The sequence below is a fragment of the Psychrobacter sp. DAB_AL62B genome (genome assembly GCF_028895345.1).
GTDB lineage: Bacteria > Pseudomonadota > Gammaproteobacteria > Pseudomonadales > Moraxellaceae > Psychrobacter.
The window spans coordinates 245258-261417 of sequence record NZ_SAXC01000003.1; the positions used below are offsets into that span (position 1 = coordinate 245258).

Here is a 16160-nt window from a genome sequence, read left to right on the forward strand (position 1 = left end):
GTAGCATCACTTAATCGGCATCGTCAGTTGCAATCACATAGTCACCTGGCGCGGGAGTCAAACTTGGATTGAGGAGAATCAAGTTTTTTGGCTGAAATGCAGGTTGCATGCTGTCGTCTTCTATAATAATCCAATAAGCATTTTCGTCGCTTCTTTTTACTGATGGCTCAAAAGCATCAGTTGTAACTTGCTCGCCCTTCAACACTTTCTCTATTTGTTCGTAACGATATATAGTGAACCGCCCCGGGATTGTCGGAGACTTAATATTCTGAGAGAATACGACAATGAAAAGACAAACCTCCACTCCCGAGATTAAAGAGCGCGCCGTTCGCATGCTTATTGAAGCAACAAGCGACTATCCCTCCACCTGGTCAGCCATTCAAGCCATTGCCCCTAAGATTGGCTGCACGCCTGAAACGCTACGATCATGGCATAAAAAGCATATCGAGCAAACTATTCCTGCCTCGGTACAAGCTCAAAGCCAAGATCAACGCATAAAGGAGCTTGAACGCGAAAATAGAGAGCTCAAACAAGCCAACGAGATTATACGCAAGGCTGCCGCTTTTTTCGCCCAGGCGGAGCTCGACCGCTAACTGAAACAATGGTGCCGTTTATCGACGAAAATAAACATCTTTACGGGGTCGAGCTAATCTGTCAAGTACTACCTATTGCCCCATCAACCTATCACCGTGAAAAATATTTAGCTAATAATCCAGAAAAGCGCTCACTGCGCAGTCAACATAACGACTTTTATATTAGCGAAATCAGATGCATCTGGCAGGACAGAAAATGCCGCTATGGTGCGCGTAAAGTCTGGCAACAGATTAAAGCGAACGGTTTAGAGGTTGCTCGCTGCACCGTAGAGCGGTTAATGGGACAGTATGAGCTGCAAGGCGTTTGGCGCGGTAAAAACAAGGTCACGACTAACTCTCTCGACGACCAGCTGCGAGCGAATAACCTAGTCAATCGTAACTTTAATGCTCATCGCCCTAACCAGGTATGGGTTGCACACTTCACCTATATTAAGACTATCAGTGGCTGGATTTATACCGCGTTTATTATTGATGTGTTTGCCCGCGCCATCGTAGGCTGGAAAGTATCTAATCGTATGAATATGAATACGGATATGGTGATGGCGGCTTTAAAGCAAGCGATAGTAGACAAAAACAAGCCTAAGGATGTGATTCATCACAGCGATAGAGGAGTTCAGTACTTATCCATCCGCTACACTACTAGTATGGCTGACTCTGGCATTATCGCTTCTGTTGGTGCTACGGGTGATTCATACGACAATGCCTTGGCTGAAACGGTCAACGGGCTTTTTTAGTCAACACTGCTAGTTATGTGAGTAAAGATAAAAGGCTTGATTGCAGGATAGGATACCGCAGCCAAAAATGGAATACTTTGAGATAGCAATTAATAGTCAAAGCCATTCAAAATGATAATGACCTTACAGAAACCCTTTAGTATCTAAACAACTGGAACATAAGTGAGAGTAATAGCTGTCTCATTTATATCGTATTGAGGCGTTAATATTTAATGGACACCATAGCCTTCCCTGTAATTATTGTAATCCGTCTGCTGATGTTTGATCTAAGTTCGAGTTATTTTCATTGACAGTATCCGTATCATCAGCCTTTTGCTCATTTTCTGTACTGCCATTACTAGAATAGTATGCCGTACCGCCTGCCCCTTCTGTGCCCTCTGTAGAAGCAGTCATTGGATCTTCAGCTTCGCTCTCTGTTTGCACAGGTGTCATTTCGCTAGACTCCGTATTAGTAGCTGACTCTTCTGTTTCACTACTGCAAGCGCTCAGACCAACGAAACTCACCAAAAATGCTATCCATAATTTGCCTTGAATAAATTCAGTTAATACTGATTTTTTCATTTCAACATCCTTATCGTAGTTAAGACAAAAAAACAAAAAAGCGACTTTAAAAACTATCCAAAGTCAGCTTTAAAGAGCGACCATACGATAATTGAACTGAGCTAATTTCAGCGCCAGCGCAGCCCATTATCATTTTTATTGTTCATTGTTTTTTAAAACTGAAATTACTATCAACTAACAAGTTAAACATAACAAAAAAATTAATATTTTCAGGTAAAGAAAGGTAAGAGTTCGTTAGCTTGTGTACTACATGTTCTTTAAAAGGATGTGTGAGTTATTGATATTAAAAATATTAACAAAGGTTAGCAGATAACAGTGCACTTGGGAGTGTACACAAGATACATAATTCGAGGTTCTTACAGTAAGAAAGGAGTAAGGTATATATATACTAAAATAAATATTAAGTATCAGTTATCAGTTATCAGTTATCAGTTATCAATAATATAAAATTTATTTTAAAGTCATTCGCAGGGAACCAAACTAGCGTCCTTATGCTTTTCTGATAGTGACTTTCAGTAATTGGCTTGTCGAATATACCGTAAAATGACAAGGTGACTTGTTTTGAAATTGCAGTGTGACTCCTATACTAGAACATAAATAATGCTCTACAGCCCCAGTTTTTGAGACTTTCCTAAAAAGTGTGTAACTGCTTATAATCCACTAACCATAGTACTAACAACCACTATTTATTTTCTCTGATTGCTGTCTGTTTTATTGTGTTACCCCTACTCTGTTAGGAATGGTTTTCCTGTGCATTCCGAGCAATCCCTAATGACTTGAAGTACATCATCTATTTTTGGCTCTTTAGCTTGAAATACTTGTCCATTATTAAGAACTAATCTCACGGTTTTATCATGCTGTTGCCCAACAGATTGATAGTTCCCAGTATTAATCATAGAAACTAGATTTTGCCATGTTGTCGTAGTAACGCTTGAATTTATCTTTTCATTGCTTGTTAGGTTGGAAGTACAGCCAGCAAGTAATGTGACTACGGTGATAAAAAGCATTCTTTTAAAGTAAAACATAATATTGTCTCTTCAAAAATAACAATTATTCTATAGTCTTAGCCAGACTGACAATTAAAATATTTGTTCCTAAAATATATCATTAAACCCTGTTCAGTGCGCTATACAGGCATCGAACTGCTAGTGTTAGATACGGATTTAATGATTATGGAATCGCCAGGATGGATGATTCTCATTAAGCTTTCTTATTAAAACCTCCCAAGTTGGTTTCTACAGGATTGTCAGCTTAGCTCATTATTCTTCATGGTCTCAATTCTGTAATGGTTCATAGGTAAGTGCTAGTTCGAAGTGTGTAGCGATTTCCTTTGCTTTCATTTTTTAGCAGAACCCTCTCTTCATATACCAAACTCATCCTCACCTATCCAATCAGGTCCTATTTCAACCTTAATATCCCGTGCATTAATTGGTTCATGGCATTCTGAACATACCGTTACGGGATGCATTATTTGGCCACATTCTTTATGCCTATGTAGCAACGGCGCACCACGTTCATCAGCCATGTGTTTGTCTCCCCAGCTAACCAGTGCCAAAACGATTGGATGCAAATCTAAACCACGCTCTGTCAATCGGTATTCCTCACGCAGTGGTTGCTGTTGATAGGCTATTTTTTTCAGAACGTCATATTCAACCAGCTTACGAAGCCGATCAGACAATACATGACGTGTGATACCTAAGCGTTGCTCAAATATATCAAAACGTCTGACACCTAAAAAACAGTCACGTAAGATCATTAGCGTCCAACGATCACCAATGACTGCCAAAGTGCGAGCTACTGAGCAAGGCTGTTTATCAAGTTCATCCCAGCGCATATGTTACCTCCTACATGTGTGAGTAATAGATTAGCTTGACAGACTCTGAAAAGAAAGCTATATTTTTGTCAGTTCTAAAAAGGAACCTATAAGGAAATAGACATGTATAGAGCACCCGTAGCAGTTGTAATTGGCGCAGGCGATGCCACCGGCAGCGCTGTTGCGAGACATTTTGCAAGAGAAGGTTTTACCTTATGCGTGACCAGAAGGAGTGTCGACAAACTTAGCTCGCTAGTCAGTGATATTGAAGCCGCTGGTGGAATAGCAAAGCCATTTGGTTGTGATGCGCGTGTAGAGCAAGAGATGGTTGAGCTGTTTACCCATATTGAACAAGACATTGGGCCGATTGAAGTTGTGGTATTTAACATTGGTGCGAACGTCCATTTTTCCATTGTAGACACCACGGAAAGAGTCTACCGAAAAGTATGGGAAATGGCAGCGCTATCTGGATTTCTCACAGGTAGAGAGGCGGCAAAAGCAATGATCCCCCGTGGAAAGGGAACGATTATTTTCACCGGCGCGACGGCTTCTTTACGAGGTAGTAAAGGTTTTTCTGCTTTTGCTGGCGCTAAATTTGCTTTACGTGCTTTGGCGCAAAGCATGGCTCGAGAGTTGGGGCCAAAAGGTATACATGTGGCTCACCCTATTATTGATGGTGCCATTGATACCGCCTTTATTCGTGACAACTTTCCTGAGCGTTATGCGCTTAAAGATCAAGACGGGATCTTAAATCCAGAGCATATCGCTGAGCAGTATTGGCAATTACATTGTCAACCGCGTGATAGCTGGACACATGAGCTTGATCTACGCCCATGGCTAGAGACCTTTTAGAAACTTTCTAATATATTTTGTCAGGAGTACTTTGAGATGAGCAAAAAAGTAGAGTTTTTCTTTGATGTAGGCAGCCCAGCCAGTTATTTGGCATGGACACAATTAGAGAGTATGGCACAGCGCACCAACGCTAAAATCATTTGGCGACCTATGCTGCTTGGTGCTGTTTTTCAAGCCACTGGTAATGCGTCACCAGCTGCGGTTCCTGCTAAAGGCCCTTATATGTTGAAGGATCTTCAGCGTTTTTCAAATATTTATGGGGTGCCGTTTAACTTCAATCCATTTTTCCCGTTGAATACGATGCATTTAATGAGAGGTGCGACCGCTTACTTGGAGGAACCTGAGTTCCTGACTTATTTAGCAGCCATTTTTAACGCTTTATGGTCTGAAAAGCTGAACATGGAGTCACCCGAGGTTGTGGCTGAAGTTTTGACTAAAGCAGGCATTGACGTGACTGATTTTATGGCACGTATTAGTGAGACTGAGGTTAAGGAGCGTTTGAAAGATACCACTGAAGAAGCTGTGGCGCGAGGTGTTTTTGGTGCGCCGAGTTTCTTCGTGAACGGTGAGATGTTTTTTGGTCAAGATCGCTTAAGTTTCGTTGAAACTGCTTTAAAAGAGTAGCCTTAACTAGCAACGGTATAGCATGAGTTGAAAGCGTTTAGACTGTGCTCTTTCCTAATGATGACAAAGACCAATAACGTAATGTCTCTATCACAAAACTGCTGCCACGCATTAGCAATGATTTATCACTCTTCAGCTACCCTATTTTCGGATTTAAATACTACTGATTCATCGCAAATAATAGTCAATCTTTGCTAATGAAGTGGGTCAATAAAAACACACGCAGCTTAATTTTATTTATTAAGTGTCTTATACTTGGGATGATTGCCGATGGTTACCGATTAAATTTTGTGCCAATCTTCAATCGCTTTGTATCCAGTTTCTAGTCCCACATCATAGCTATAACGGATTTTAGCTTTATCTTTAGATAATCGACTTGCCATATTTTTTAAGTCGGGTGGGCAAACTTCTAAAAATTTCTGTGATGATGAAGAATGTAAAAGTTGCACGGCAGCATTATAACGTTGTGTTCGTGTTAATAAGCTTTGGGCAAAACCATGTCGTTGCTTAAAAAAATATTTAGCCAATAACTGATCGCCTTTACGACTTGTTTTATAGTAATCTTGAGGGCGAGTACGTATTACCATCAGCTTAGCAACACGATCTTGTTGAGCTGCCCAATGCACAGGCAAAGCATCAGCTACACCACCATCAAAATAAGGTTCGCCAAATATTTCAACCGCTTGCCGAGTCAGCACTGGGATAGAACTCGATGCTCTTAAACCATCCAAAATATTGTCTTTACAGGCTTTTATATAGGTAGCTTCACCTGAAACAGCATGTGTTAGCACCATGTAAAGCTCAGCATGATTGGCAAATAATTGTGCTTGATTCAGTGGATATTCTTGTTCCACCACGTCCCACATCCACTTTAAATCCAGTAAGTCACCGCCTTTAAGGAAACGACCATAATGGATAAATTCAGATCGCAGTGAATGATCTAAGTAAATGTGCAGGGTGCGACCTTGTTGTGCCGCTAAATAGTTAGCAACGTTAGTTGAGCCTGAGGACACCCCCACACAAAGATCAAAAGGATTAAATTGTTGTTGTAAAAAGGTGTCTAAGACACCACTGGTAAATGCGCCACGCATTCCCCCACCTTCAACTACTAGTGCTTGTCGATGTTGTTTAAGCATTGAAAACCTCGAATTTTGTAAATACCCCATTCTTAACACAACCACTGCATGGAATAATTAAGCCCTCTGTTTATACTCAGTAGGTGTCAACTAAGTGACGTACAACCGATCAGCGCACTTGCTCCTTGTTTAATGACTCACCGTCTTCAATCTCAGACCTTTTAACAACCTCTAAAGTGACTGCGTCTAGCTGAGCTGGAACATTTAGTTCGAACTCTACTGTTAGTAGCTTGCCAAGTAAACGGGCTTGTAGTATCCGCACACGACTGACCGATGGCAATCATTTTTTATCTGACCATTGCCACTTAATCCAGTCTTTTTATCCGTATATGTGACTCTACTCAACTTTTAAAATGATAGCTTAGAAGATTGAAAATTTATAAACCTATCTGAGCGCTATAAATTAAGATTTAATGCGTGTTAAAAAGTTAAGGACACGATCGGCAAAATTACCGTATGGCGGTGCCAGAAGCTTCAAACTTGAAAAATGTGCTTGATAAAATACTGGTCGCAGCTTTGAAAAGGTTAAAAACCCTTCATAACCATGGTAGTGCCCCATACCACTTGCACCAACACCGCCAAACGGTAGATCATGCTGTCCCACATGGAATAAGGCGTCATTTACAGATACCCCGCCAGACATCACACTATCAATGTAATAGTTGACTAAAGCTTTTTTTTGACTAAAAGGATAAAACGCCAATGGACGATCACGCTGCGCAATATATGTCACTACTTCTTCAGGCTCACGGTAGGTTTTGACCATCAGAATGGGACCAAAGATTTCTCGGGTGTCAATTTCCATCTGATCCGTACTATTAAAAATCAGTGTTAATGGAAATTTGCGGCTTACCTCATCAGCTTTTTGCTGATTTAAATTGATCACCGTGGCGCCTTTATCCTGTGCTTCACTGACACAGTGGCTTAAGCGTTGAAACGAGCGGTCATCAATGATGGATGTATAATCTTTACTATGGATATCAGGGACATGCTGTTTTACCCACTCCTCTACCGTTTGGATGAATTTTTCTTTTTGTGATTCGTGTACAAATAAATAGTCAATATTCGTGCATATTTGTCCCGCATTAAACTGCTTTACGAACATGATGCGCTCAACCGCTTTTTCTAGCGGGTAGTTTGGATCAATCACTGCAGGTGACTTCCCTCCCAACTCTAGCGTCACGGCCGTTAAATTCTCCGCGGCTGCTGCCATGACTTTTTTGCCAGTAGCACCAGAACCCGTAAATATTAAATGGTCTAAAGGTAATTTTGAAAAAGCGATACCTACCTCACCCGTCTCATCAAAAACCTGTAACTTTTCAGGCTCAAAATACTGCGGAATTAATTGAATTAATAAAGCCGCCAGATGACGTGAATTCTCTGATAGTTTTACCATCGCTTTATTACCTGCTGCAAAGACAGCAGAAAGCTGGGTAAACATTAAATTGATGGGAAAGTTCCACGGTACAATCAATCCTATGACACCCAAAGGTTGTGGAATCAGACGGTTTTTTGCGCCAAAGTAGCTAATCAAGTCTACTTTGCGTTTTTGAATTTTAGTCCATTTTTTTAGATACTTAATACTACTATTGATATCATCTGTCGCAATAACAATTTCAGCCAACAAGGTTTCATGTCTTGAACGATTACCATAATCACAATGGACGGCATCAATCAATGCTTCACGATGATCATTAATTAATGCTTTTAAATTTTGTAAGTGCTTTTTTCTTACAGCAATGCTTTCAATACCTTCTTTTTGTGCATGGTTTTTTTGCAGTTGTAGGCAGTCTTGTAATTGCCTTTCTATGTCTAAATGTTCGAATTCGACTTGCATAAACTTTCCCTATTACAGCGAACCTAGTTATGACCCAATGATATAGTTGATCCGCTTTAAAAAAATACAGCACTGCTGGGATGCTTGCTTTTAAATATAGGTTGCAAAGCCTCTGTCTGAATAGGCACAGCAAGCCAGAACAATTTATCCCAATAGTGCGTTATGATATCTGTACTTCTTTTATTTAGGACCGACTATATTTCCCATCCTCTTATTAAGTCTTTATAGTCTTCTTTATTTTGGTAGTACGATACCAAAAGAGGGGTTAGGATTTTCAAATAAACTGAAGAATTTCAGTACACTTGGTTGGCTGCCATCAATACTCATGGCACCAGATGACAACATGTCTTTGAAACCCACCTCGCCAATCAACAAATCCACAAACAACGGATGAGGCAGATTCATTGTGGCTTGAACTTCTTGTTCTAGCGGTGCTGTCTCATTTAATAAACGATAGTGTAGAACAGAGTTTTCAACCCATAATAAATAGCTTTCATTTAAATCAGTAAAGTGGATTTTTATAGTTGCATTTACAGTGGTCGCTTCCTCAGATTTCAGGCGCACGCTTAAGGTATCGAAGAAGTTTGATACGGGTGTTTGCAAGAACAAATCTTTCATAGCTCCCATCTCAGCACTGGTATCTGGTGTGCCTTCACGTAGTTCCAACGCACCTGTTAAGTAAACGTCGCGCCATGGGCCAGATTCTGCCTGATACCCTAGCTGATCATAAGTACGGGCCAGTAATTCTCTTGCCGCCATATTATTAGGTTCAGCAAATACCAGATGGTTTAACAGCTCAGCATTCCAACGGTACTCACCGTTATCAAATGCGGTTTGAGCTTTTTCTAGTACCTTCTCACCGCCACCAGCAAGCTTCACATAAGCAGTCGCGCGCTGTGGGTCGGGCAACGGATCTAAGTGGGCAGGGTTGGCATCGTACCAGCCCAGATAGTTCTGATAAACCGCTCGCGCATTGTGCTTAATAGTGCCGTAATATTCACGGTTGGAGAATACCTGAGACAGATTAGGAGGCAACGTCATATCTTCGGCAATCTCGCCCGGTGTCATACCTTTGTTCATACGGCGCACACTTTGGTCGTGAATAAACTTATAGGTATCCCGCTGTTGTTTTAAAAACGTTTGAATCTGCTCTTGACCCCACATAGGCCAATGATGGCTTGCAAAATAAATATCGGCATCCCCAAATAAGTTGCGCGCCTCTTCGATGTAATCACTCCATTTCAATGCATCACGAACCTTGGCACCGCGCAAGGTATAGAGGTTATGCATATTACGTGAAACCAACTCCGCACCACCAAAAGCTTTGTATTTTGGCAGATAAAAGGTGAACTCTGCTGGAGCCTCTGATTCTGGTGTGTACTGGAATTGGAAGTCTATACCGTCTATCTTAAGGTCAGTCGGTGTGCCGCTGATTAACTGCGTGGGCGTCGCAATGCTGAATTCGCCAAAGGCGGGGCCTTTGCCTAAACCCGTATCGACATGGCCGAACCTGTCACGCGCTAGGTCTTTACCGAACATATAAGTTGCTCGACGCAACATCGCATTCCCAGCAATAATATTCTCACTAGTCGCTTCTTCCATGAAGCCAGCGGGGGCAATGACTGGAATGTTTTTCTGTGCAATGTCTTGCTGACTGACAATGCCTAATACCCCGCCAAAGTGGTCAATATGACTGTGCGTAAATAAAACAGCACTGATATTGGTGGTATTCGGATAACGCTTAGCCAGATGCTCCATGGCAAAATCAAACGCGTAACGGGCGGTCTCTTTTGAGGTTAAGGGATCAACGACAATCCAGCCGCTGTCACCTTTAATCAGAGTCATGTTGGATAAATCAAAACCACGCAGCTGATAGATGCCCGGTGTGACCTCAAATAACCCTTGGATATTATTTAGCTTACTTTGACGCCACAGGCTAGGGTTGACCGTGTCGGGTGCCTCGCCTTGAATAAAGTCATAGGCTTTCATGTCCCAGACGTTTTTAGTTGGATCAGCCAAAGAAGGAATCTGTAAATCCTTTGGACTGGCAATCAGGCCACGCCTTGCATCTTTAAAGTCCTGCTGGTCGGCTAAGTTTAATTGGCTTGCAACTTGGCGATTGGCGTTTATGGTGGCGGTGGTAGGCGCACGTGAATCATTACTGACATTTATTAGTGCAGACGATGAGTTGCAAGCCATGAGCAGCATACTGCTACAGAGTAGCAAAAGTCGGCTTGAACTGAGAATGCTAATACGAGAAGTGTTTGTAAAGGTAGTTCTTATCATGATAAATTCCTTTTTTTCAATGAACTGCAAAGAAGAGTAGTTACTTCATTATCAACAGGATTCAAAAAGTAGATCCCTGGCTACCGCACCGCTCCAACCATATCAGGAGCTGTTTTTTTTAAGTGAGTAAAGTCGGTTACAATGCTGTTCTTATCTGTTGAATGGCTACGTTTAGCCTTTATCTGGTCAGCTATTTTTTCGGCAATAGCGATGGTTGGTGCATTAGTATTGGCACTAATTAGCGTAGGCATGATCGAAGCATCGACCACACGTAATCCCTCAACACCTCTGACTTTAAGATCTACATCAACGACAGAAAGACTGTCTGAACCCATGCGGCACGTGCCTACTGGATGATAAACGGTGTCCGCTTTGTTTCGTATATAACCTAATAAACCGTCCTTCTCGATATAAGGAGCAGCGTAGTCCTCGGTAATATATTTTGCCATCGGGCCTTCTTGCATAATCGCGCGTGTGCGCTCTGCACCTGCCACCATATAATCAATATCTTTTGGATGAGATAAATAATTAGGATCAATTAGTGGCGGTGTGTTTGGGTCAGTAGATGCCAGTTTGACCGTTCCCCGACTTTCAGGTCGCAAGTAACAAGAATGGATAGAAGCGGCATAGCCCCACTTAATCTTACGTCCATGGTCAATCACTCGAGAAATGATAAAATGTAGCTGGGTATCTGGCCACTCTTTTGGAGTTTCTTCTTTAGCACTGAAAAACGCACCAGCTTCAGCAAAGTTGGTTGATAACTGCCCAGTACCGTCTTTTCTCCAATCGTTAGAGGCCTTTATCAACTTACCAACTGCATCAAAGCCAATTCCAAACACGTCCTTGGTATTTACCTCGTAATCAAAAATAACATCTAGATGATCTTGTAAGTTTTCGCCTACATTCGGCGAATCATAAATTACCTCAATGCCGTGCTCTTGTAAGTGATCTTTAGGACCAATACCTGACAGCATTAATATCTTAGGTGAGCCAAAGGCCCCCGCACATAAGATCACTTCTGAACGGGCTTTGATTGTGTATTCTTTTCCGCTCTTACAGTAGACCATGCCTGTTGCGCGCTTATCTTCTATTAGGATACGCGATGCCATTGCACCTGTGATAATGGTAAGGTTGGATCGGTCTTCAACAGGATGTAAATAGGCAGCCGCCGCTGAGCAGCGTTGCCCTTGTTTTTCGCCATGGAAATGGCTGACTTGATATAGACTGGCACCGTCTTGTTTGGCACCATTAAAGTCGTCATTATAGTCAAGCCCATTTGCTACGCACGCATCAACGAAGTCATGAGATATAGGACGAGGATTGAGTAATTCAGTGACGTGCAACGGCCCGCTATCGCCGTGATACTCATCGGCGCCCCGGCTGTTGTTCTCTGCTTTTTTAAAATAAGGTAATAATTGTTCGTACTCCCAACCGTCACAACCTAGTTCGGCCCATCGGTCATAATCTTTTGGACTACCACGGGTATAGATCATTGCATTAATAGCCGACGAGCCGCCTAAGCAATGCCCACGGGGTTGATATCCAATGCGATTATTGAGATGAGTTTGTGGTACGGTATTAAAGCACCAATTGTTTATTTTTAAGGGCTTGTCACGCATCATCATAATAACTGCAGCAGGGACACGCACTGGAAGACCTTTGCCATCACCACCAGATTCTAGTAAACACACATTGATGTTAGGATCTTCTGATAAGCGTCCTGCCATCACACATCCTGCAGATCCACCACCAACGATAATATAATCAAATTCCATAAATAGCTCCTTGCTTATGGCGAATAGTCCCGACTATATCGGTGACTGTTTTATTAGGGTCAGGCCGCTAAGCCTGACAGGGTAAAACTATTGTTATACATCGCTTCTAGATTAGAAGGCGGTGATCACTGTTCAGTCGCTTTCATTAAGTCTATCGACTCTATCTTTAATGGCTAAATAAGCTTAGACCGCTCATAATAACCATCTCAGATAACCACATACCTAAATAACAAATGATAAATATGACAGATAAACAATTTAGTGTTCATAAAAGCATGGTTCTTTCTAATCGAAAAGCTTTGGCTTTGTATTTATTTAAGATCGATCGTGCTCATGATGTTCCCCAAATCATGGCGCAATTAGTTGACTTGGATGAATTTCAGGGCACCCGCATTTCTTTAGAGGTTGTGACGAATGAGATCAGTTTATTGGCACACCTCTTACAGGAAGACTACTTAGGATTAAAAGTAATTAATCTCATCAATGTCGATTTTTTACCACTATATCAAGGCATAAAACTGTGTCTTGACCCTTTACTAAAAGCTAATATAAAGATTCCATTTATTGTGATTTGTCGTTTGGTTGCTCGCTATTTTAAAGTGATCACTGAGTCCATACAGGTACGCCTCATTGAAGAAAAAAATCTATTACGGTTAGAATTCAGCCCAAGTATGCCAGAGCAGGTTAATCATCATCAGATTGACGGCGTTATACTTGCGGTGCATAAGATTCTAGCCGCCTTTAGCTCAGTGAAACCTACAAAATTAACGCTATCCTATCGGCAGTCTTCTCACGGTATCGAAATTTATAAACAATTATTCGGGATATCTGCTGAACTTTCTAGCGCGACTAATAGTTTGTATTACGCTCTAAAAACGAATCGTAATTTTCAGTCTAATTCTATATCGGTCGATGAGCTTGCAATGGTACTAGATAAGAATTTTTTTATTGGTCCATTGCATAACATGCTAGATAAAGAATTCCCTGATTTAAGCTATGCAGCACGCTGTCAGCACATATTAATCACAATCATGGGGTTGAGCGAACCTACTCGTGAACAAGTCGCGCAAGTATTAAATATGAGCGTCAGTAGCTTGCAACGGCGTTTACGAGAAGAGGGTATTTCATTTCAGCAAATATTGTTAACTACCCGAAAAATGATGGCTGATAGGTATCTAATACAACAAAACCTTTCAGCTACCGATGTTGCTTTCTTATTAGGGTATCAATCTAGCAGTCACTTTTTTAAGGCATTTAAGGGTTGGTATTCAATGACCCCGATGGTTTATCAAAAGCTACATCGGGGCGACTCCTAACTCGATAAAACGAGCAGTTTAAAAACTAATAATGATAGTTGCTTATAAAATACTGCTTTTTATTAAGCATAAATATTCTTGTTAATTACTTTTTATTAGTGAACGTAATAACTGTAACGTAGTAAGTATTTATGTAATATCTGGATTCGGGTCAGTCGTTATCGATACTGTGCGTATTAGGGTCATATTTGTTCAAGGCGGTCTTGAAAGTTGAGAGTGGCGTATAGCTTGGCTTATACTGATTACGCTCTATAAATAGAGCAATTCTTACGGATAAGTACTACTGGATAAGCACAGTAAAATTAATATAAGGACATTCAAATGCTAGGAAAAATGATGTACCAGCCATTGCTAATTAGTAGTTTGATTGAGCATGCAGCTAAATATCATGGTGATACTGCTATCTTATCGAAAGAAGTGGACGGGCAAATTACGACTAGTGATTGGCTTACAGTTTCAAATAACTCAAAACGTTTGGCGAATGCATTAAAAGCACTAGGCTTAAACTCTTCAGAACGGATTGCAACACTGGCATGGAATAATCGCCGTCATCTGGAAGCTTGGTACGCGATTTCAGGTAGTGGCATGATCTGCCATACCATCAATCCTCGTCTATTCCCTGAACAGCTGAGTTATATTATTAATGATGCTGATGACCAAGTATTATTTTTTGATATCACGTTTTTACCCCTTATTACTACTATTAAAAGTAGCATTAAAGGGATCAAACATTTTATTTGCTTAGGTGATCGAGATGATAGCGTTTTAGAACAGTTACCCGAAACGTTGTTTTTTGATGAATTATTAGCACAGCATACTTCTGATTTTGACTGGCCTCAGTTTGATGAGACCACAGCCAGTTCACTATGCTATACCTCAGGGACAACAGGTCATCCCAAAGGAATATTGTATTCCCACCGATCTTCAGTACTTCATGCCATGGCATTATGCATGCCTGATGTTGCCGCATTATCCGCTCAAGATATCTTGCTACCTGTAGTACCGATGTTCCATGTTAACGCTTGGGGTACACCTTACGCCGCTGCCTTGACGGGCTGCTCTTTAATACTTCCAGGTCCTAATCTTGATGGCGATAGCTTAGTGTCTTTGATCGATGACTATCAAGTTACGCTGGCTTTAGGGGTGCCAACCATCTGGCAGAGCCTACTGACAGCTGCCAAAAATAAAGGCAGTAAGCTTACGAGCATGACGCGCACTATTGTAGGCGGCGCAGCGTGTCCACCCTCAGTTATCAAAACGTTCAGAGAAGATTTTGACTGTGATGCTATACATGGTTGGGGCATGACTGAAACCAGCCCATTAGGAACAATGAACCAGATAAAAGCCAAGCATAAAACACTTAGTGAAGCTGAAATGAACAAGCTACGCAACTCTCAAGGTCGCCCTCCTTATGGGGTCGAGTTACGTATTATCGATACTGAGCAGCTAGATAAGGATGTCGCTGAGGATGGACTGTCTCAAGGTAATTTGCAGATCCGGGGACATTGGATCATTAACGATTATTTTACTGAAAACTTAGACGCCATTACTGAGGATGGTTGGTTTGATACCGGTGATATTGCAACGATTGATACTGATGGTTATATGAATATTTGTGATCGCTCTAAAGATTTGATTAAGTCGGGTGGAGAATGGATATCTTCTGTCGAGCTTGAAAATATCGCTGTGGAGCATCCACAAATTAAGATGGCAGCTGCTATCGCTGCTACTCATTCACAATGGGGCGAGCGTCCGGTATTAATTGTCGTTAAAGAGCAAGATTCAGCAGTAGATGAAACACAAGTCTTAGATTTCTACAAAGGCCGCGTTGCCAATTGGCAGATACCTGACAAAGTCATCTTTGTAGACAATATATTGCTAAACGGAGCAGGAAAGATGATGAAGAATAACTTACGTGATGAGCATGGCGATGTTCTGCTAAGCCTATAATTTATTTTTAATAAGGTCTAAGTAAGAATATATTAGGACGTGAACTGCCCCAACTGTTCGGAGACTAATTTACTTGAAGTAGGCAGCAATACCTGATAGAGCGGAACTATCATAATAGCGTTTTTCAAACTCAACATTTCTCTACAAGTTTTGCCACCACTACGTTTTAAAACTTAATATTCAAAATAATCTCTAATTGGGCGCTTCTTAAATTGAGAAGCGTCTTTTTTAAGGCGATTAATAGACCTCTTGAAAAAGCACCATTTTATTGACTTCCAACAACTAAGCTCCAACGCATAGCGCCAACTTATGCAAGAGGTCTATTTTTTAGACGTATCAAAACTCCCCTAAACTACTATCTTTCAATAGTAAATATCTAGATATTTAGTCATATCAATCAATGACCCCTGACGTCAATTCAGTAGAAATTAACTTGGGAGATTTTAATCAGACAAAATTCTAAAACATTAAACCACGATTTGTAGTGGTTTTTTCGTTTCTTGGACTTATACAATCAAGTAGAAACTTAGGTTATCGATTGTTACATTGGCAGTCAAACCGGTTTTATATGAATAGTTTCACTGGGGTACACCCTAACGGAACCACCTAATAAGACTAATTGCTCAGTTAATAGATCACTTAAAATAGACCGCTATAATGGAACCACTTATAACAGACTGCTG

The 16160-nt window shown here is 41.1% G+C and carries 12 protein-coding genes, 1 pseudogene and 1 other annotated feature; of the genes and pseudogenes, 5 read left to right on the top strand and 8 right to left on the bottom strand.

Annotation, left to right across the window (positions count from 1 at the left end):
* Nucleotides 1–10 precede the first annotated feature (10 nt).
* Nucleotides 11–334, bottom strand: coding sequence for a S24 family peptidase (locus EPB74_RS06150; protein ID WP_274903350.1), 324 nt, complete (start codon nucleotides 332–334; stop codon nucleotides 11–13).
* On the opposite strand from EPB74_RS06150, the pseudogene EPB74_RS06155 reads away from it, so the two are divergent.
* Nucleotides 285–1324: pseudogene (locus tag EPB74_RS06155) on the top strand (IS3 family transposase); the annotation flags it as partial. The gene EPB74_RS06150 and the pseudogene EPB74_RS06155 overlap by 50 nt on opposite strands.
* Nucleotides 560–676 (top strand) — a sequence feature (AL1L pseudoknot). Its footprint overlaps the pseudogene before it by 117 nt.
* A 240-nt stretch (nucleotides 1325–1564) precedes the next feature.
* Here the strand turns inward: EPB74_RS06155 and EPB74_RS06160 are convergent.
* Nucleotides 1565–1888 carry a hypothetical protein gene (locus EPB74_RS06160; protein WP_274903351.1) on the bottom strand — a complete coding sequence of 108 codons (324 nt, stop codon included), beginning with the start codon at nucleotides 1886–1888 and terminating at the stop codon, nucleotides 1565–1567.
* 1360 nt (nucleotides 1889–3248) lie between these two features.
* Nucleotides 3249–3722, bottom strand: coding sequence for a winged helix-turn-helix transcriptional regulator (locus EPB74_RS06165; RefSeq protein WP_274903353.1), 474 nt, complete (start codon nucleotides 3720–3722; stop codon nucleotides 3249–3251).
* A gap of 102 nt (nucleotides 3723–3824) precedes the next feature.
* On the opposite strand from EPB74_RS06165, the gene EPB74_RS06170 reads away from it, so the two are divergent.
* Both EPB74_RS06170 and EPB74_RS06175 read left to right on the top strand, forming a co-directional pair.
* The gene (locus EPB74_RS06170; RefSeq protein WP_274903354.1) at nucleotides 3825–4553 is read left to right on the top strand and encodes an SDR family oxidoreductase; all 729 of its coding nucleotides are present in this window, start codon (nucleotides 3825–3827) and stop codon (nucleotides 4551–4553) included.
* A 36-nt stretch (nucleotides 4554–4589) separates the two neighbouring features.
* A complete protein-coding gene (locus EPB74_RS06175; protein WP_274903355.1) occupies nucleotides 4590–5177 on the top strand; it encodes a 2-hydroxychromene-2-carboxylate isomerase in 588 nt (195 codons plus the stop codon).
* A gap of 281 nt (nucleotides 5178–5458) precedes the next feature.
* Here the strand turns inward: EPB74_RS06175 and EPB74_RS06180 are convergent, their stop codons facing one another.
* From EPB74_RS06180 to EPB74_RS06200, 5 genes are all read right to left on the bottom strand, one after another.
* Entirely contained in the window at nucleotides 5459–6313 is an 855-nt protein-coding gene (locus tag EPB74_RS06180) for a patatin-like phospholipase family protein (protein ID WP_274903356.1), read from the bottom strand.
* 109 nt (nucleotides 6314–6422) lie between these two features.
* A complete protein-coding gene (locus EPB74_RS06185; RefSeq protein WP_274903357.1) occupies nucleotides 6423–6575 on the bottom strand; it encodes a DUF4172 domain-containing protein in 153 nt (50 codons plus the stop codon).
* Nucleotides 6576–6716: 141 nt separating this feature from the next.
* Entirely contained in the window at nucleotides 6717–8150 is a 1434-nt protein-coding gene (locus EPB74_RS06190) for a coniferyl aldehyde dehydrogenase (protein ID WP_274903359.1), read from the bottom strand.
* A gap of 234 nt (nucleotides 8151–8384) precedes the next feature.
* Nucleotides 8385–10436 carry an alkyl/aryl-sulfatase gene (locus EPB74_RS06195; protein ID WP_274903360.1) on the bottom strand — a complete coding sequence of 684 codons (2052 nt, stop codon included), beginning with the start codon at nucleotides 10434–10436 and terminating at the stop codon, nucleotides 8385–8387.
* An 80-nt stretch (nucleotides 10437–10516) separates the two neighbouring features.
* A complete protein-coding gene (locus EPB74_RS06200) occupies nucleotides 10517–12211 on the bottom strand; it encodes a GMC family oxidoreductase (RefSeq protein WP_274903362.1) in 1695 nt (564 codons plus the stop codon).
* 242 nt (nucleotides 12212–12453) lie between these two features.
* Between EPB74_RS06200 and EPB74_RS06205 the strand changes: the two genes are divergently transcribed.
* Both EPB74_RS06205 and EPB74_RS06210 read left to right on the top strand, forming a co-directional pair.
* Complete coding sequence (locus EPB74_RS06205) at nucleotides 12454–13527, top strand: helix-turn-helix transcriptional regulator (RefSeq protein ID WP_274903363.1); 1074 nt, start codon at nucleotides 12454–12456, stop codon at nucleotides 13525–13527.
* 321 nt (nucleotides 13528–13848) lie between these two features.
* Nucleotides 13849–15477, top strand: coding sequence for a long-chain-fatty-acid--CoA ligase (locus EPB74_RS06210; RefSeq protein WP_274903364.1), 1629 nt, complete (start codon nucleotides 13849–13851; stop codon nucleotides 15475–15477).
* Nucleotides 15478–16160 lie beyond the last annotated feature (683 nt).